Source organism: Paenibacillus sp. FSL H8-0048, from assembly GCF_038002825.1.
GTDB lineage: Bacteria > Bacillota > Bacilli > Paenibacillales > Paenibacillaceae > Paenibacillus_AQ.
In genome coordinates this window covers 157255-174718 of sequence record NZ_JBBODF010000001.1, presented here as the reverse complement: position 1 = coordinate 174718, position 17464 = coordinate 157255, and the positions used below count along the sequence as shown (strand labels likewise).

Below are 17464 nucleotides of genomic sequence, written 5' to 3'. Positions count from 1 at the left end.
TGACCCGCCTGCAGCTACATTTGTGCCAGTATAAATTTGGTGAATTCAATCTGGGTGATAGAACCTTCAGTCAAATTCTTGTTGATGATGTTCACCAGCTTGCTGCTGAACTGATCTTTGCCGCTGGCCCCATTCAGCTCCTCGGGTTTGGCATCGGCAATCGCTTTGATAATCAGCGGTGTTATTTTAATAGATTTTATCTTTTCGAATTCTTCCTTGGACGACGCCGAGTCTAATTGCAGCGCGATGTCAACTGAAAGGATGTAATCGGGATCGGCAAGGTTGGTTTTGATATCTTTGATTTCGGCTGTCATCTCAACAATTTGATCAGCCGTCATCTTCTTCGTCTCCACATTCTGGACAGCCTTGTTCACTGCATTCCCGTCACCAGGGAAAAATTTGTCCATCAATAAGAATGCAGCGACTACGATAAGTGTAACGGCCAGCAATATCGTGATGAGCCATGGCAGCATCTTTTTCATGAAAGCTCCTCCATTGACTGGACTTTAATGGTGGCAGCGTGTGTGCCTATGTCCCTGTTATATTCCTTGATCTTGCTAATGACTTCATCGGCCTTTTCAAGCACGATCAGCCTTTTGCCGGTTACCAGCGTAATGTACGTGTCCGGTGATTCCTCAACCATTTCAACCAGCAGGGCATTCAGCCACATCCCCGCCCCGTTCAATCTTGTTACCGAAATCATGACAGGCCTCCTAACCTAAATAGGGGGAGGAGCTCCTCCCCCACGACTGCAAGTTACATATTAAAATTCAAGCTTAACGCTTCAGATTAACTACTTCCTGCAATACTTCATCGGAAGTAGTGATAATCCGCGAATTCGCCTGGAATCCACGCTGGGTAACAATCATTTCTGTAAACTCGCCTGTCAGATCCACATTGGACATTTCCAGCTGGCCGGCAACGATAGTACCTGTTCCCACTTCTGCATTATTGGCAGTTGTCGGCTCCAGCGCACCTTCAGCATTCGCATTTAAGGACATCCGGTACAGGTTGCCGCCTATTTTTTCAAGTCCCTGCGGATTGCTGACTTTACCAATGCCGATTTGAACACCAGCTGTTGTAGTACCGTCTGCCATAGTCTGCACAATCGTTCCGTCACTGGAGATAGAGAATGCCGTAACGTCATCAGCGAGCTGAATGACTTCACCTCCGGAGTCAACGACATGTAAGCCATCCGATGTAATCAGATTGCGGCTGGCATCCACATGGAAATCTCCAGCGCGGGTCAGGAACGGTACATCCTGGTCACCCGTGAGCTTCACCAGAAAGAACCCGTCTCCGTCGATCCGCAGATCTGTAGGATTATTGGTAGTCATCGCACTGCCAGCTGTATGCATGGTGTCGACAGAACCGATGGACACTCCAAGACCAATCTGCTTGGCATTGACGCCGCCTTGACCACCATCCACGGGTGCTGTAACGCCCGAGACGGTCTGGCTCATGATATCCTTGAACATCACGCGTCCTGACTTGAAGCCGATGGTGTTAACATTCGCAATATTGTTACCAATCACATCGAGCTTTGTCTGAAATCCGCGCATACCTGAAACCCCTGAATACATAGATCTTAACATTATTAATCGTCCTCCCGGTTTTAGAGTCTTCTGACTCTTAAGATTTAAAAGATGAAGCTGGAGCGGTGGCCGCGTCAGTCGGTCGGCAGCCACTTTCGGCTCTCCAGTAAGGACCAGCCGAGTTAAGATATAATTACTGCACTGTCAATCTGCGTGAATACATTATCTTTCATTGAATTACCGTCCATCGCTGTAACCACTGTCCGGTTCTTTACACTCACAATCAATGCCATATCCTTCATAAGAATCAGAGATTCCTTGCTGCCCTTAGCGGCTGCTTTGTCTACTGCCGAAGAAATCTGATCCAGCTGGCGGCTGCCAAGCTCAATTCCCCGCTGCTCCAGGCGTTTGGCTGCATGATTGCTGAACTTCAGCATATTCTTCTGCAGCACGCTCTCGAACGATGCTTCAGGACTTGTGGAACCCTTAACAGATTGCTGACGCTGCAGAACGGAAGGATGGACAGCTGCCGGATATAACTGCCCGATAGTTATTCTGTCACTCATGATGTCTCCCCGCTCTCCCCGCTTGCGGCAGTCTCACTGGCTGCGGGAGTCCCACTGGCTGCCGGTGTCTCGCTACCCGCAGGTGTCTCGCTGCCCGCTGGAGGTGTAGTGCCGGCATTCTGAATTTGCGTAATATCCGTTAAAGCAATCCGCTCCTTGCCTACCACTGCGTATTGTACACCGCTGCTGACAACAATCGATTCAACATTGCCTGATTTCGGCAATTTTGTCTCGGCATCCGCCCAGGTGATATCCTTCCCAATCAATCCTGACACCGAGCCAAGAGACTGATTCAATGCTGTAAGCTGGGTGGAGATGTTCATAAGCTGCTCTACGGATGAGAACTGCGCCATCTGAGCGATGAATTCCTTATCCTCCATCGGCTGCATCGGGTCCTGGTTCTGCAGCTGGGTAATCAGTATTTTCAAGAATTGATCCTTCCCCAGTGTAGAGGTGCCTGTAGTTTTGGGTGTCTTATCATTCGCTACATAATTCCATTGGTTGCTGTTAGACACGGGAGTCGTTGCCATATCATTTCACCTCACTTGTTATCATCATCAAATCTTGGTCGAGAATCCGCCGCTCTGGTTGCTGTCCTGCTGAGCTGCTGACACCCAGTCCTTCCATTCTCCATTAAGTTCTGCGGCAAGCACGGCATCTGCCGATTCTTCCTGGCGTTCACGCGAACGTCTGCCTTGCTGCTGTCCGCCCGTCCCGGTCTGCTGGCCCTGTCCTCCGGTCCACTGCGACTGAGGGGAGTTGTTGTTCTGCGTCACTTCGAGGCGCTCTACCTGAAGTCCCTGGGACTGCAATGCCATACGAAGCTGGCTCATCTGCTGCTCAAGCATATCCTTGGTTCCGGCATGCTGGGTCATGAACTGTGCCACCAGATTACCGTTTTGCATGGTAATCTTCACATCCACTTGTCCAAGATTCTCCGGGAACAAGGTAATCGTAGCTTCAGCTACTCCGCCCTTCTTGACAATCTCAAGCTTACCGCTGATAAAGGTGTTCATCTCCTGGGCAAATTGCTGGACTGGCACTGGCGCGGCTTCCGCCTTGAGCGGTGCAGTAATTCCGTGACGCAAAGATAATTGGCCGGCCGTTACAACCTCCGGCTCCTTAGTCGTCCCATCGCCAGCGAGCAAAGGATCTTCGGCAGGCACTGTCCCCTTCAATGCGGCAGGCACTACCGTGGCACTAGGAGTGGAACCCTCAGGTACAGTTACAGCTTCGGAATTGCCAGCTGCAGCCGCTGCATCCAGCATAGAACGAGTGCTCGCTGAAGCTCCCAATAGCCTACGGACATCCGCTGCCAAATCTGCTTTGCTATACATTTCCGCCTTGGGCTCGCTTCCCGTTGCCTGCTTAAGCAGCACCGCTGGAGCATCAACAACTGCTGGAGCCTTGTTAGCCATGGACTTGTGATTAACAGGCGCACTCTCCGCCATAATAGCCGAGAATTGATTCAGAAGCGCCGCTCCTTTGGCAGCAGTCTCCTGATCGCCGCTGACAGCTGCCGTCTGAACCCGTTGAACCAGGCTGTTCAGTTCATCCTGAACGGCAAAGCGCAGGGTTTCTGGGTTCTGAGCAAGCGGTGACAAGCCGACTGAAGCTTTAGAAGCAGTCGATCCAGCATCCTGCGAACCTGTAGAGGGATTACCCGACACAAGAGCAGATACTTGAAGCAGCCAGCCTTGAAGCGCTGCAATTAACGCTGGATCAGCTTCCAGACTGGTGTCCAGCTTCTCTATATCCTGCACCAGACCTTCCAGCAGATTCGTTTGCTTGACATCTGTACTGCCTGCCTCTTCTCCCTTAGCCTGAACAGCACTCAGAAGTCCTTGTAATAATGAAGCCAAATTACTGGCTACAGGAGTCTCAGTGCCTTTGACAGCCGTAACTCCTACCATGCTCTGTACAAGCGTCTGGGCAAATGGCGTAGCCGGATTAACCGTCCCGGTATTTCCCTGCGTGGTTCCGCCTGAAGCAGCCAGATTGCCTGCGGTTAAGGTTTGTAGAATAATACTCATCTTTTTCACCTCCCTTCAAAGTTTATTTTCCGCCCATCAGACGGTTGACGATTTTGGCTGTCTGCTTGCTGTCTTTCTTGGTCATCTCCCCCAGAATGGAGGAGCGGACCGAGTCACTGACCGTATTCAGGACCGTAATGACTTTATCCGGACTAAGGCTGTACATGGAACCGAGCAGTACTGCTGCATCCGCAGCGGGCATGCTGGTGAACGTCTGGCCTAGCTTCTCCTGATCCAGATTAGCTGAAGGCTTGGGTGTAGCCGTACCCGCCTCCTGCTTTAGCCGGGATTGCAGGGCTGCAATAGCCATATCGGTTGAATTTGTGGTTTCTTTTAGCTTTATGGAGACATCTGCCGCTTTCTTGGCATCCATTTTTTCCAGGATGGCCGATTTGCTGGCATTATTCATCACACTGAAGATTTGTACCATCTCTTCGGTAGTCAAATTCTCCATAATCGGTGCCGCTTTGGAGGCCTTCATCCCGGCATACAGCTTGGCCAGATCCGTCACTTTCTTCAGATAAGGATCTTCCTCATCTTCGGGGGCTGCGACTGTTTCAGCAGCAGTCTTTAACTCATCAACCTGCTTTTGAAGCGCTTCGGCCTTGGTGACCTCCGCTGCCTTGTCTTCCTCCGCCTTCTTCAGCTTCTCCTCCCCGGCAGCAAGCTGAGCTTTGAGTTCTTTAATCGTGCTGGCAGAGCTGGCAGCCTGTTCTTTGCTCTCTGCCGGTTTCTCTGCGGCATCACCCGGCGCTGCCGGGTCCGCAGGCGGATCAGGCACCCATTTTTCTACAATAGGAATTTTGTTAGCAATCGCCAGCACGTTATTGCGGATATCCATATTAAATAGGGTCAACAATACCCCAAGCAGTACAAGCGTGAAAATGATTGGAATCATCAAGAACAAAAAACGCTCAAATTTGCCTGCCGACCCTTCATCTTCAAATTCCATCTGATTATTTGCCACTGGCGGAAACCTCCCGGGTTAGAGGGATTTCATCGCGAAGCGGACGGTAGCCATCTCATCCAGTTCGTTTTGTTCCCGTAAACTCATATTCTGCAGAAATGCGGTTTGTGCTTTGTCTTTGGCTTTGAGCCATACCTTCTCATCCAGAACCTTCGTACTCAGGTGGTCCTGCTTATTCTGAACCTCAACATGTGCCCGGCTAATGTCAGAATGCTTGCGGGCAATACATTTATCAAGATAATCCACGTAATCCTGCATTTCGCGAAGCTTAGCCATCGGTGTCTTCTGCTGTGCTGCACTTTGCAGGGACAACATCAGCGTGCTGCGCTGGCCGATTAATTCATCAAGGCTTTTTTCCTGTGCCTGCAGTTCTCCGAGCGCGCTTGAGAGCATCCACTCTGCCTGTGTTTTTTCGTTACCCTTCAAGTCCACCACTTTTTGAAAAGTATAATGGAATCTCATGATCAATCAACTCCTCGAGAACTGTGAAATTAAAGTCTGCTGCACTTCGCTAAGGGTTACCTTCTCGTTCACCTTCTGCTTGGTGAACTCCCAGATGCTGTCGATGTAATGCATCGACTCATCGATTTGCGCATTCGAGCCCCTCTGGTAAGCCCCGATGTTAATGAGATCCTCGGAATCCTTATATACCGCCATCAGGCGCTTCACATTCTCGGCTGCAGCAATCTGCTCCTCCGGGGCGATATCCTTCATCACCCGGCTGATGCTGGCGAGGACGTCAATCGCCGGAAAATGTCCTTTGTTGGCTATATTCCGGTTCAGAACAATATGCCCGTCCAGAATACCGCGAACAGCGTCTGCTATCGGCTCGTTCATATCGTCACCGTCAACCAGCACCGTGTAGAACGCGGTGATAGAGCCTGTAGGACCGGTTCCAGCCCGTTCCAGCAGCTTAGGCAAACTGGCGAATACAGAAGGTGTATACCCTCTCATCGCCGGAGGCTCACCGACTGCCAGCCCTACCTCACGCTGCGCCATCGCATAACGTGTTACCGAGTCCATCATTAGCATGACATTCAACCCACGGTCGCGGAAATACTCGGCAATTGTAGTGGCGATCAGCGCCCCCTTGATCCGAATCAGCGCAGGCTGATCGGAAGTGGCCACAATGACCACCGAACGCTGTAGACCCTCGGGTCCCAGATCGCGCTCAATGAAATCAAGCACCTCTCTGCCCCGTTCACCGATCAGCGCAATTACATTGACATCTGCCGACGTGTTGCGGGCAATCATGCCCATCAGAGTACTCTTCCCCACACCCGAGCCGGCAAAAATCCCTACCCGCTGCCCCTTGCCGATCGTCAACAGTCCATCGATAGCCCGGACTCCAATGCTGATCGGTTCGGCGACCCGCGGACGGTTAAGCGGATTGGATGGAATATTGAACGTGGAGCTATGCGGCATTCTGGCCGGTATCAGCGAACCGTCCAGCGGCTGTCCCAGACCGTCAAGAACCTTCCCGAGCAGCTCCGAGCCGACTTGAACGCTCAGCGGTTTGCCGGTGCCCACTACATCACAGCCAGGCCCGATAGCCTGCAGTTCTCCAAGCGGCATTAACAGTACCTTGTTATCACGGAACCCTACAACCTCTGCCTGAAGCGGCTTACTGCCTTTGGCAGGATAGATATAACACACATCACCGATGCTGGCGTCAGGCCCTTCCGACTCCACCATCAGCCCGATAACCTGTGTAACCTTCCCGTTAATCCTTACCGGATCGAAGTTACGCAGCTGATCTTTGTATCTTCTGCTGTCAAGCATCGTCGTCCCCATTTCTGTGTTCATCCGAGTCCAGAGCGATTCTTAGCAGTTCTTTTTTGATCTCAGCAAGCTGGGTATCGACACGTGCATCGATGCTGCCGAAGGAAGACCGGATCACACACCCCAGATCTCTGACCGTTGAATCCGGGAGAATCTGCAGCTCAGCCTGTGAGTCCACTGCAAGCGAGAGCTCTTCCCGGGCCGCATTGACAAAAGCAAACTGTGCAGGAGAGACACAGAGTGAAATCAGCCCCTGCTCGCGTTTGCGGGCCAGATTCTTACGGATCAGATCCATGGCAAATTGCGGTTCTACGGTGAGCTGCTTGTCCACGATTTTCTCAGCAATATCGCAGCTCAGCTCTACAAGAAACGGTTCCGCCTCCTGAATAATTACATCTCTAGCCCGGTACGCTTCCTGAAGCACGGTCCGCGCTTCTTCCATCATCTCGGCAAGGCGCCGGGACATCTCCTGCTCTGCTTGAGCGAGACCTTCCTGATACCCCTGCTGATAGCCCTCGGATTTGACGGCTTCAATCAGCAGCTCATCCTGTTCCCTGCGCTCACGCCACCATTCTTCAGCTTCAGTCCGCGCTGATTCCACAATATTCTCCGCTTCCTCGGAGGCGCTGCGGACTTGACTCTCCGCGAACTCCTGAGCATCCTTCAGCATTTGCTTGCGTGACTGCTCCGCTGCCTCCCTGGCGGGGTCCTGGTAGTGGACTTCACCCTGAGGCTCTTCAGGAGCCGGCTCTTCAGTCAGGCCTGCATGATGCCTGGCCTGTTCAAGACGCTTCAGCACATCTACCGGAATATATTGAGAATGTTTGATCAGCTTAGACAATAATGTCATCTCCTCCGCCACGGGCGATGATAATTTCACCAGACTCTTCGAGTCTGCGGATCGTGCCTACGATGCGGGTCTGTGCTTCTTCCACATCACGCAGCCGCACGGGTCCCATGTACTCCATTTCCTCGCGGAAGGTCTCGGCCATACGCTTGGACATATTGCGGAAGATAACATCCCGCACTTCCTCGCTGGCCACCTTGAGCGCAAGCTGCAAGTCGGCGTTGTCGATATCCTTGATAATCCGCTGAATCGAGCGGTTGTCGACATTGACGATATCCTCGAAGACGAACATCCGCTTCTTGATTTCCTCGGCCAGCTCCGGGTCCTGAATTTCCAGGGAATCGAGAATAGTACGCTCTGTACCGCGGTCTACGCCGTTCAGAATCTGTACAATCGATTCGATACCGCCTGCATTCGTATAATCCTGGGTGACTGTAGCAGACAGCTTCTGTTCCAGTACACGTTCTATCTGGGTGACCACCTCTGGAGAGGTGCTGTCCATAATCGCTATTCTTCTGGCTACCTCCGCCTGCTTCTCCTGAGGCAGGGAAGACAGAATGGAGGCCGCCTGTTCAAATTGCAGATACGAGAGTACAAGGGCAATTGTCTGTACATTCTCGTTCTGAATGAAGTTGAGAATCTGGTTCGGATCTGCCTTACGGGCAAAATCGAAAGGTCTTACCTGCAGCGTTGCTGTCAGGCGGTTGATGACTTCGAGCGCCTTGGCCGAACCGAGAGCTTTCTCGAGGATCTCCTTGGCGTAATTGATACCGCCCTGCGAGATATATTCCTGAGCGAGACAGATCTGATGGAATTCGGACATGATCGACTCTTTTTCCCCGCTGTCCACTTTGCGTACATTCGCAATTTCCAGCGTCAGCTGTTCGATTTCCTCATCCCGCAGATGCTTGAATATTTGTGCCGATACTTCAGGCCCTAGTGTGATAAGCAGGATCGCCGCCTTTTGACGGCCGCTGAGTCCCTGCTGGCTAGCTTTTGCCATTTCTTCACCTCTGTTCTTCAGCAAGCCAGGTGCGGAGCAGATTTACGAATTCATCCGGCTTCTTCTTCGCCAGACTTTCCAGCTGCTTGCGGACCTGACTCTCATTCGTCACGCTATCCATATTAATTGAAGGGAACTCGGTAGGAACCTGCAGCGGAATATCTTCTTCCACCTCTTCCTCCTGCTTGTTCTTCCGGCTGCGGTAGATCAGATAACCTCCGCCTGCACCGACCAGCAGAGCAGCAGCACCAATCGCCCAGATCATCCAGGTTGCCAGTCCGCCGGTTGTATTCTCGGCAGTGGCACCTCCAAATTGTTGCGAGAATACCGAAACTTTTTTGGTCAGGTCGGCGTCTGTATAAGTAATACCTGAATCTGCCAGGGACGCACGGACAATGTTGACCAAGATGTTCTGTATGGCTCCTGAAGTAGCCTCGTCCAAAGTTGTTTGTCCTGCAGGTGGTTCAACCGCGACATTTATGGTTAAATCTTTTACAGTATATGGACTTGCGATGATATCCTTAGTGATTCTAGTAACTTCATAGTTCCTTGTCTCCGATGATTCCTCAGAAGAAGAAGCACCTGTGTCAGCCCCCGCAGGATAACCTGCAACATCTTCAGATCCTGTACCTGCGACTCCTCCGGAAGTGTTCCCTTGGCCCGAGAATGTTTTGCTGATAATCTGCGAGCTGATCTCAATCCCCTTCATATTCTCAGCATCCACCGGTACTACGACATCTTCCTTCCTGTTCTCCTTATCGAAATTAAGCTTGGAGAACACCAGGACATCGACCTTATCGGGACCTGTGAGGGTACTCAGGAATTGCTTCACATCCCGCTTCACATCATCTTCGAATTTCTTCTTGAGTGCGAAGTTCTCTTCAACCTGGCTTGCAATCCCCGCCTGGCCGCCCCTGGCCGTCGGTTTTAGCTCCACCTCGTTACTGGTAATTGTAATGTTCTCGATAGGAAGATTAGGCACAGCGGTCTTCACCAGATTGAAGTAAGCATCAATATTCTCCTGGGAGGGTCTGAATCCCGGATCAAAGCTCATCCCCACGGAAGCCTGTGCTTTCTCCTGATCCTCCTGTGCGGCAAATACTGTCTCCTTCGGCAGGGTAATAAGCACCTTGGCGTCTTTTATCCCCTGCATCCTTCTCAGCAGCTGTTCCACTTCACCATTAAGCGCATTGTTGTATTTAACATTAAATTCACTGTCTGTAGTCCCGATCATGGACGAGGATTCATTGAACACCTTGTATCCGATCGAGCCCTGCTGAACGATTCCCTGAGAACCAACAGCTATCTTGATACGTGCAGCATCCGTGCTGGGAACGGAGATACTTTTGCCATCCGGGCTTAAACGGTAAGACACCCCCGATGAATCCAAATAACTCATAACTCCCGCTGAATCGGTACTGTCCAGGTCCTGAAAAGCTACCTCGTATTCCACCTTCGATAACTGCATAGTTGTAACTACGATTACTATAATGATAATAAACAGAGTGGAGAAAAATAGTATCTTCTGTTTACCGCTGAATCTGTTCCAATACTGGGTTATCTTCTCCCGGTACTGGGCCAATCTTTCATTCACAGTGTCACCCCATCCGAAACGTAGCTAGGATTATTTAGATTTGAGTTCTCATAATTTCCTGATAGGCTTCAATCACTTTGTTCCGGACTTGTGTAGTCAACTGCAAACTCAGCAATGCCTGTTGGGACGAAATCATAGCCTCATCAATGTTGACCTCTCCCAGTACAAATTTGTTACTCATGTCTTTCGCCTGCTGTTCCTGATCTGCCACCTGGTTAAGCGCATTCTCCAGGTATGAACCGAAGCTCTGTCCCGGCTCCTGCACGGCCGATGATTCTGCAGCTGCAGACTTCATAGCGAGCGGCTGAACCGCCTGGTTCCCGATCAATAAATTCTGTATCAATTCTTCTCCTCCTAGACAGTCAATTCATTCTACCGGCCGATTTCAAGCGCCTTGGTCACCATGGATTTGGATGCGTTCAGCATCGTAACATTCGCTTCGTAAGAACGCGAGGCAGACAGCATATCCACCATTTCCTTGGTCACATCCACATTAGGCATGTATACATAACCTTCAGCGTCCGCATCAGGGTGGCTCGGATTATATACCGGCTTGAGCGGAGAAGAATCCTCGATAATCGATTTCACCTTGACGCCATCATTCCCCCCGCTCATCTTGGAGCCGAGTATATTTGCGAAGCTGTCAGCCTGGGTAGTTTCCAGAACTGTGAGCTTACGGCGGTATGGTACGGCTTTGCCGTCCACCACGGAGGCTCTTGTGGTCTCGGCGTTTGCTATGTTGGAGGAGATCACATCCATCCGTAGACGCTGGGCGGTTAAAGCCGAGGCGCTAATACCAAAGCTGCTGCCAAAGTTCATTATTCATTACCCTCCCTGTACAACTGTACGCATCATTGTGATCTGACTGTTCAGCTGTTCTACATAAGAGTTGTATCTCAGCTGGTTCTCGGCGCTCAGCGCCTGTTCACGTTCCATATCCACATTATTGCCGTTGTTATTCATAGATGTAGTCTCATCGGTAGTGACCACAGCAGCCGGCATGCCGGTCACTGTCCCGAAGCGGAAATGGCGGGAGTCTGATACCTTCGCACCCAGAGTGGCTTTAAGTCCGCTCTCCTGATCTCTCAGGAAGCTCTCAAAGCTAACATCTGAACGTTTAAAATTTGGTGTATCATTATTTGCTACATTATTAGCCAGAACACTTTGTCGTTTGGTGGCGGCATCTAGGCCTCCTTGTAATCTTTGAAAACTGACACTGTTCAGCAAACCCATAGTAATCCCCCTTCCAAACCTATCATAATGAAAAGAATTCCACAACTTTGTTCAAATCCCTGCTTTTTTTCGACAAATAAAGTCATTTTTTTCACAACATATTCGCCTTAAAGTCGAACCATGTCGATGAATGATTCTTATGTCAATCTCACATACATTGATTCTCTTAGAATTTGTATATTATTACAATAAGAAATAAGCCCTATCTTTTCAGAAAAGAGAGGGCTTAAAGCATGTTTTTACAATTATTTTCCTTTTTTATTACATTTTCTGCTTTATTATAGATTTTTTTAACTTTTAATGCATGAATTTAGAATCAAATTTATATAGCCTTAATTCTAATTACCTATATTGAAGATTTTGTGGCTCTGTGAGCTTAAAGGATATATTGGCTTAAGTCGCGGTCCTGCGCGATTCCTGCCAGTTTTTCGCGAACATACTCCGGCGTGATGACCATGGTGTCCAGTGTCAGCTCAGGTGCCTCGAACGATAGATCCTCCAACAGCTTTTCCAGGATCGTATGAAGACGCCGCGCCCCGATGTTCTCCATATTCTGATTCACGGAAGCTGCAATCTTGGCAATTTCCTGAATAGCTTCCTTCTGGAACTGGATTTCAATGTTCTCTGTCTGCAGTAAATGGACATACTGTTTCGTAAGTGCGTTCTCAGGCTCCGTAAGAATAGATACAAAGTCCTCAAGTGTAAGACTGCTCAGCTCCACACGGATCGGGAAACGTCCCTGAAGCTCAGGGATCAGATCGGAAGGCTTAGCGATATGAAAAGCACCTGCAGCGATGAACAGCACGTAGTCTGTCTTCACAGGCCCGTATTTGGTCATGACAGTCGATCCCTCGACGATGGGCAGAATATCACGCTGCACGCCTTCGCGGGATACATCGGGACCTGAGCCCTTGCCTTGGCTGGCTACCTTATCGATCTCATCGATGAAAATAATCCCGGATTGCTCTGCGCGGGCTACGGATTCCTGAATCATGTCGTCTGTGTCTATCAGCTTGGCCGCTTCATCCTGGATCAGCACCTTGCGGGCCTCACGGATCGGCAGCTTGCGCTTCTTCGTGCGTTTCGGCAGCAGGTTACCGAACATCTCCTGCATATTCATGCCCATCTGGTCGTTGCCCTGGCCCGCGAACATATCCATCATGGATGGCGTCGTGTCCTCGACATCAATCTCAATGACGTCATCCTCTAACTGGCCGGCAAGCAGCTTGAACTTAATCCCTCTTCGGCGTTCGCTCAGGCTTCCGTCCTCCGGCTCTTCCTTGGATTCTTCGGCCCCGCCGTTGTTTCCGCCAAAAATCATCTCAAACGGATTGCGCTGCGATTTGCCCTTCGAGGAGGATGGAACCAGAATCGCCACAATCCGGTCATTCGCCAGTTCTTCTGCGCGGTCCTTCACCTTTTCGGTCCGCTCCAGCTTCACCATACGGATAGAGGTCTCCACCAGATCACGGACCATAGACTCCACATCGCGCCCCACGTAGCCGACTTCCGTAAATTTGGTGGCTTCTACTTTGATGAACGGGGCATTAACAAGCTTAGCCAGACGCCGGGCAATCTCTGTTTTACCTACACCGGTAGGTCCAATCATCAGAATATTCTTCGGCACGACCTCATCCCGCAGCTCCTCGGACAACAAACTGCGCCGGTACCGGTTGCGGAGGGCAACGGCCACTGATTTCTTGGCCTGCTTTTGACCTACGATATATTTGTCAAGCTCTGTTACGATCTGGCGTGGCGTAAGCGATTGATTCACCATTGTGACTTCCTCCCTTTATATATGGCACCTTGCCTATAGCTCTTCGACAATAATATTGGAATTGGTATATACACAGATCTCGGAGGCAATTTGCAGCGCTTCTCTGGCAATGTCACCGGCCCCCAGTTGCGGAGCATGGCGCTTAAGTGCCCGCCCGGAAGCCAGGGCAAAGTTCCCGCCGGAGCCGATCGCCAGCACATCATCATCCGGCTCGATAATTTCACCGTTGCCGGAGATCAGCAGCATGCCTTCCTTATCCATTACGATCATGAGCGCCTCCAGCTTGCGCAGAATGCGGTCCTGACGCCAGTCCTTGGCCAGCTCCACCGCCGCCCGCTGCAGATTTCCGTGATGCTCCTCAAGCTTGCCCTCGAACTTCTCGAACAGCGTAATTGCATCAGCCACAGAGCCCGCGAACCCGGCAATGACCTGACCTCTGTATAGGCGGCGGACCTTCTTGGCCGTCGTCTTCATAATGACACTCTCTCCGAATGTAACCTGGCCGTCCCCGGCAATCGCCGCATGGCCGTTATGTCTTACCGCACAAATCGTAGTTGCATGAAAGCTGGGTAACATGATGGGCACCCTCCTCAGATTAGGTGATACAGGTCTGGACCTATTGAGCCGGTTGTGCCGGACTATCCGCTTCTGCCGGATCAGCATCCACCGGCTCCGGCTCTGTATACGTCAATTCATGGGCAGCAGCATAAGCAGCAAGACTGTCAAGTGCCCGGTATGCCAGACGTTCGTTTTTCTCTTTTTTGCTGCGGAACCGGGTCTCAAGCTTCGGGAGCAGGCCGAAGTTGGCATTCATCGGCTGGAAGTGCTGCGGATCGGCCGAAGTGATATAGGCGGGCATGCTGCCCAGCACCGTATCCTCGGGGAAGATCAGGCTCTCTTCGCCAAGCGCAGCTCTCGCTGCATTCATACCGGCGATCATACCGGAAGCCGCAGATTCAACATACCCTTCCACCCCGGTCATCTGGCCGGCAAAATACAGTCGCTCCCGGCCCTTCATCTGGTAAGTGGGCTGCAGCAGCTTGGGAGAATTAATGAATGTATTGCGGTGCATGACCCCATAACGCACATATTCAGCTTGTTCCAGACCCGGAATAAGTGAGAATACCCGTTTTTGCTCGCCCCACTTCAGATGCGTCTGGAAGCCGACCAGATTATACAGCGTACCGGCAGCATTGTCCTGGCGCAGTTGCACAACCGCGTAAGGCAGCTTGCCCGTGTGAGGATTGAGCAGTCCCACAGGCTTCATAGGGCCGAACAGTGCCGTCTGCTTGCCGCGTCTCATCATAATTTCAATCGGCATACAGCCTTCAAAGTAAATCTCTTTCTCAAAATCTTTGAGTGCAGCCGTCTCGGCAGAGATCAGCGCATCATAAAAAACATCGAATTCCTCTTCTGTCATCGGACAGTTCAGATAGGCGGCTTCACCTTTATCATAGCGGGAGGCCAAATAGACCTTGCTCATATCGATGCTGTCTTTCTCTACAATCGGAGCTGCTGCATCATAGAAATAAAAGTATTCCTCGCCAAGCAGTCCCTTAATCTCCGAAGACAGGGAGGGTGAGGTCAGCGGCCCGGTGGCAATAACAACAATCCCTTCCTCCGGTATATGCGTAAGTTCTTCATTTATGACTTCCACCAGAGGGTGGTTATGCAGCATGGACGTAATTTCACCGGAGAATCCGTCCCGGTCAACAGCAAGAGCTCCTCCTGCCGGAACGGCATGTCGGTCGGCTGCACCCAGTACCAGGGAGCCCAGGCGCCGCATTTCTTCTTTAAGTACACCCACTGCATTCCCGAGGCCATTCGCCCGCAGTGAGTTGCTGCAGACCAGCTCAGCGAACTGATCTGTATGATGCGCCGGTGTCTTCACGACCGGACGCATCTCATACAATCTGACTGGAACTCCGCGCGAAGCGATCTGCCAGGCGGCTTCACTTCCGGCCAGACCTGCTCCGATAACGGTTACTTGTGCTTTTTCTGTCAATTTCCGTTCCTCCTGTAACCCTATTATTCTGCTAACTCATCGTTCTCGATTACAGCTTCTGTATGATCGCATGAAGTACACTGCAGCTTGGTTCCCTGCTTGTTGCGTTTCTCTATCATCCAGGAGCCGCAAGCCGGACACGGCTTCACTGACGGCTTATCCCAGGAGACAAAGTCACAGCCCGGATATTGGTCGCAGCCGTAGAAGACACGCCCCTTCTTGCTGCGCCGCTCCACTACCTTGCCTTCATGACATTTTGGACAGCTTACACCGATATCCTTAATGATTGGCTTGGTGTTGCGGCATTCCGGAAATCCGGAGCAGGCCAGGAATTTGCCGAACCGGCCCAGCTTATAGACCATCGGCTTGCCGCATTTCTCACACAGCTCATCAGAGACTTCATCTTCAATCTCGATTTCCTTCATTTCTTCTTCCGCATATAGGAGTCTTTTCTCAAAGGATTCATAGAACTCGGCCAGTACCTTCACCCAATCCTCCGCACCTTCCTCCACATGGTCAAGGTCCCCTTCCATATGGGCGGTGAATTCCACATTGAGAATTTCCGGGAAGAACTCTTCCATTTGCTCTATGATCAGCTCTCCAAGCTCGGTCGGCATGAACTTCTTCTCTTCAATCGCCACATACCCGCGCTTCTGGATTGTCTCCAGAGTCGGCGCATACGTACTTGGACGGCCTATGCCCAGTTCCTCAAGCGTCTTGACGAGACGGGCTTCTGTATATCTTGGCGGCGGCTGTGTGAAATGCTGCTTCGGCTCAATCTCGCGCTTCACCAGCTCATCGCCTGCCTTCAGCTGCGGCAGGAACTTCTCTTCGTCTGTTGTGCCGTCGTCATTGCCTTCCACATACACCTTCATGAAGCCCGGGAACGAGACCTTGGACCCTACCGCTCTGAATATCGCTGTTCCGACTGTAATATCTACCGACAACGTATCCAGCAGCGCGGAAGACATCTGACTGGACACAAAACGCTCCCAGACCAGCTTATACAGCCGGAATTGATCACGGCTCATGTATTCCTTGACCATGTCCGGCTCACGCAGCGCAGAGGTCGGACGGATCGCTTCATGCGCATCCTGTGCGCCCGCAGCCTTCTTGGAATATTGGCGCGGCGTCTCGGGAATGAACTTCTCACCGTATTTGGCTTGGATCAGCTCCTTGGCTTCATCCTGGGCCGTAGTGGATATACGCGTGGAATCCGTACGCATGTAAGTGATTAACCCCACAGTGCCTTCCTTGCCCAGCTCGACTCCCTCATAGAGCTGCTGTGCGACAGACATCGTCTTGGACGCGCGGAAGCCCAGCTTGCGGGCAGCCTCCTGCTGCAGTGAGCTTGTCGTGAACGGAGCGGATGGATGACGCTGTCTCTCCTTCTCTTTCACTTCTTTGACCTGGAAGGCAGCGTTCTTAATCGCTTCCAGCACTTCCTGCACATCGCTCTCCTGGCCCAGCTCCTTCTTCTCGCCGTTCAGCCGGTGAAATTTGGCTTCGAATTCAGAATCCCGAATCGCTAGCCGGGCAGTAATGCTCCAGTATTCTGTAGGAATGAATTCGGAAATTTCATTCTCCCGGTCCATTACAATTTTGACCGCTACCGATTGTACACGTCCGGCGGAGAGGCCTTTTTTGACTTTCTTCCATAATAGAGGACTAATCTTGTAACCGACAAGCCGGTCCAGAATCCGCCGCGCCTGCTGGGCATTCACCAGATCCATATTAATCTTGCGCGGCGTCTTGAAGGCATCCTTCACCGCCTGCTTGGTAATTTCATTGAAGACCACCCGGCATTCCTGAGTGTTGTCCAAATTCAGTGCATTTGCCAAATGCCAGGCAATGGCTTCCCCTTCACGGTCCGGGTCAGCTGCGAGATAGACTTTCTTGACTTTTTTGCTGGCATCCTTAAGTTCCTTCAAGATAGAACCCTTGCCACGGATCGTTATATATTTGGGATTGAACTGATTCTCCACATCCACACCGATCTGGCTTTTTGGCAAATCTATGATATGCCCCATGGATGCCTTAACAATATATTTGCTGCCCAGATATTTACCAATCGTTTTCGCTTTTGATGGTGACTCTACAATAACCAACGCATCTGCCATAG

Annotated in this window: 19 protein-coding genes; all 19 read right to left on the bottom strand. The window is 51.2% G+C overall.

Annotated elements, in window-relative coordinates:
• Window positions 1-14 precede the first annotated feature (14 nt).
• Entirely contained in the window at window positions 15-482 is a 468-nt protein-coding gene (locus NSU18_RS00845; RefSeq protein WP_341022681.1) for a flagellar basal body-associated FliL family protein, read from the bottom strand.
• Window positions 479-703: a flagellar FlbD family protein gene (locus tag NSU18_RS00840; RefSeq protein ID WP_036724671.1), complete on the bottom strand. Its 225-nt coding sequence runs from the start codon at window positions 701-703 to the stop codon at window positions 479-481. The genes NSU18_RS00845 and NSU18_RS00840 overlap by 4 nt, the downstream gene beginning before the upstream one ends.
• A 73-nt stretch (window positions 704-776) precedes the next feature.
• The gene (gene flgG, locus NSU18_RS00835) at window positions 777-1595 is read right to left on the bottom strand and encodes a flagellar basal body rod protein FlgG (RefSeq protein ID WP_341022684.1); all 819 of its coding nucleotides are present in this window, start codon (window positions 1593-1595) and stop codon (window positions 777-779) included.
• A 122-nt stretch (window positions 1596-1717) separates the two neighbouring features.
• A complete protein-coding gene (locus tag NSU18_RS00830; RefSeq protein WP_341022685.1) occupies window positions 1718-2101 on the bottom strand; it encodes a TIGR02530 family flagellar biosynthesis protein in 384 nt (127 codons plus the stop codon).
• Entirely contained in the window at window positions 2098-2631 is a 534-nt protein-coding gene (locus tag NSU18_RS00825) for a flagellar hook capping FlgD N-terminal domain-containing protein (protein WP_341147953.1), read from the bottom strand. Before NSU18_RS00825 ends, NSU18_RS00830 begins: the two co-directional genes overlap by 4 nt.
• 27 nt (window positions 2632-2658) lie before the next feature.
• Complete coding sequence (locus NSU18_RS00820; RefSeq protein WP_341147952.1) at window positions 2659-4134, bottom strand: flagellar hook-length control protein FliK; 1476 nt, start codon at window positions 4132-4134, stop codon at window positions 2659-2661.
• A 22-nt stretch (window positions 4135-4156) separates the two neighbouring features.
• Window positions 4157-5101: a MotE family protein gene (locus NSU18_RS00815; RefSeq protein ID WP_341022690.1), complete on the bottom strand. Its 945-nt coding sequence runs from the start codon at window positions 5099-5101 to the stop codon at window positions 4157-4159.
• An 18-nt stretch (window positions 5102-5119) separates the two neighbouring features.
• Window positions 5120-5563, bottom strand: a complete 444-nt coding sequence (fliJ, locus tag NSU18_RS00810; RefSeq protein ID WP_340940068.1) for a flagellar export protein FliJ — start codon at window positions 5561-5563, stop codon at window positions 5120-5122.
• A gap of 6 nt (window positions 5564-5569) precedes the next feature.
• Window positions 5570-6883 (bottom strand): flagellar protein export ATPase FliI, encoded by a 1314-nt coding sequence (fliI, locus tag NSU18_RS00805; protein ID WP_341023377.1) that lies wholly within the window; start codon window positions 6881-6883, stop codon window positions 5570-5572.
• Window positions 6876-7724, bottom strand: a complete 849-nt coding sequence (locus tag NSU18_RS00800; protein WP_341147951.1) for a FliH/SctL family protein — start codon at window positions 7722-7724, stop codon at window positions 6876-6878. The genes fliI and NSU18_RS00800 overlap by 8 nt, the downstream gene beginning before the upstream one ends.
• Window positions 7717-8733 carry a flagellar motor switch protein FliG gene (gene fliG / locus NSU18_RS00795; protein ID WP_036692485.1) on the bottom strand — a complete coding sequence of 339 codons (1017 nt, stop codon included), beginning with the start codon at window positions 8731-8733 and terminating at the stop codon, window positions 7717-7719. The genes NSU18_RS00800 and fliG overlap by 8 nt, the downstream gene beginning before the upstream one ends.
• 4 nt (window positions 8734-8737) lie before the next feature.
• Window positions 8738-10327, bottom strand: a complete 1590-nt coding sequence (fliF, locus tag NSU18_RS00790; protein WP_341022695.1) for a flagellar basal-body MS-ring/collar protein FliF — start codon at window positions 10325-10327, stop codon at window positions 8738-8740.
• Window positions 10328-10361: 34 nt separating this feature from the next.
• The gene (gene fliE / locus NSU18_RS00785) at window positions 10362-10670 is read right to left on the bottom strand and encodes a flagellar hook-basal body complex protein FliE (protein WP_341022697.1); all 309 of its coding nucleotides are present in this window, start codon (window positions 10668-10670) and stop codon (window positions 10362-10364) included.
• Window positions 10671-10699: 29 nt separating this feature from the next.
• Window positions 10700-11146 (bottom strand): flagellar basal body rod protein FlgC, encoded by a 447-nt coding sequence (gene flgC / locus NSU18_RS00780; protein ID WP_341022698.1) that lies wholly within the window; start codon window positions 11144-11146, stop codon window positions 10700-10702.
• Between the two features lie 6 nt (window positions 11147-11152).
• Window positions 11153-11560, bottom strand: a complete 408-nt coding sequence (flgB, locus tag NSU18_RS00775) for a flagellar basal body rod protein FlgB (RefSeq protein WP_341147950.1) — start codon at window positions 11558-11560, stop codon at window positions 11153-11155.
• 376 nt (window positions 11561-11936) lie between these two features.
• Window positions 11937-13337, bottom strand: coding sequence for an ATP-dependent protease ATPase subunit HslU (hslU, locus tag NSU18_RS00770; protein WP_036724651.1), 1401 nt, complete (start codon window positions 13335-13337; stop codon window positions 11937-11939).
• A gap of 33 nt (window positions 13338-13370) precedes the next feature.
• Window positions 13371-13913, bottom strand: a complete 543-nt coding sequence (hslV, locus tag NSU18_RS00765) for an ATP-dependent protease subunit HslV (protein WP_341147949.1) — start codon at window positions 13911-13913, stop codon at window positions 13371-13373.
• A gap of 40 nt (window positions 13914-13953) precedes the next feature.
• Entirely contained in the window at window positions 13954-15342 is a 1389-nt protein-coding gene (gene trmFO, locus NSU18_RS00760; protein WP_341022703.1) for an FADH(2)-oxidizing methylenetetrahydrofolate--tRNA-(uracil(54)-C(5))-methyltransferase TrmFO, read from the bottom strand.
• A 23-nt stretch (window positions 15343-15365) separates the two neighbouring features.
• Window positions 15366-17462, bottom strand: coding sequence for a type I DNA topoisomerase (topA, locus tag NSU18_RS00755; protein ID WP_341147948.1), 2097 nt, complete (start codon window positions 17460-17462; stop codon window positions 15366-15368).
• Window positions 17463-17464 lie beyond the last annotated feature (2 nt).

Bases quoted from the DNA above. Each gene is read 5' to 3' on its own strand.
- NSU18_RS00845 (WP_341022681.1), bottom strand. From the start codon at position 482: ATGAAAAAGATGCTGCCATGGCTCATCACGATATTGCTGGCCGTTACA.
- NSU18_RS00840 (WP_036724671.1), bottom strand. From the start codon at position 703: ATGATTTCGGTAACAAGATTGAACGGGGCGGGGATGTGGCTGAATGCC.
- flgG (WP_341022684.1), bottom strand. From the start codon at position 1,595: ATGTTAAGATCTATGTATTCAGGGGTTTCAGGTATGCGCGGATTTCAG.
- NSU18_RS00830 (WP_341022685.1), bottom strand. From the start codon at position 2,101: ATGAGTGACAGAATAACTATCGGGCAGTTATATCCGGCAGCTGTCCAT.
- NSU18_RS00825 (WP_341147953.1), bottom strand. From the start codon at position 2,631: ATGGCAACGACTCCCGTGTCTAACAGCAACCAATGGAATTATGTAGCG.
- NSU18_RS00820 (WP_341147952.1), bottom strand. From the start codon at position 4,134: ATGAGTATTATTCTACAAACCTTAACCGCAGGCAATCTGGCTGCTTCA.
- fliJ (WP_340940068.1), bottom strand. From the start codon at position 5,563: ATGAGATTCCATTATACTTTTCAAAAAGTGGTGGACTTGAAGGGTAAC.
- fliI (WP_341023377.1), bottom strand. From the start codon at position 6,883: ATGCTTGACAGCAGAAGATACAAAGATCAGCTGCGTAACTTCGATCCG.
- fliG (WP_036692485.1), bottom strand. From the start codon at position 8,733: ATGGCAAAAGCTAGCCAGCAGGGACTCAGCGGCCGTCAAAAGGCGGCG.
- flgC (WP_341022698.1), bottom strand. From the start codon at position 11,146: ATGAACTTTGGCAGCAGCTTTGGTATTAGCGCCTCGGCTTTAACCGCC.
- flgB (WP_341147950.1), bottom strand. From the start codon at position 11,560: ATGGGTTTGCTGAACAGTGTCAGTTTTCAAAGATTACAAGGAGGCCTA.
- hslU (WP_036724651.1), bottom strand. From the start codon at position 13,337: ATGGTGAATCAATCGCTTACGCCACGCCAGATCGTAACAGAGCTTGAC.
- hslV (WP_341147949.1), bottom strand. From the start codon at position 13,913: ATGTTACCCAGCTTTCATGCAACTACGATTTGTGCGGTAAGACATAAC.
- topA (WP_341147948.1), bottom strand. From the start codon at position 17,462: ATGGCAGATGCGTTGGTTATTGTAGAGTCACCATCAAAAGCGAAAACG.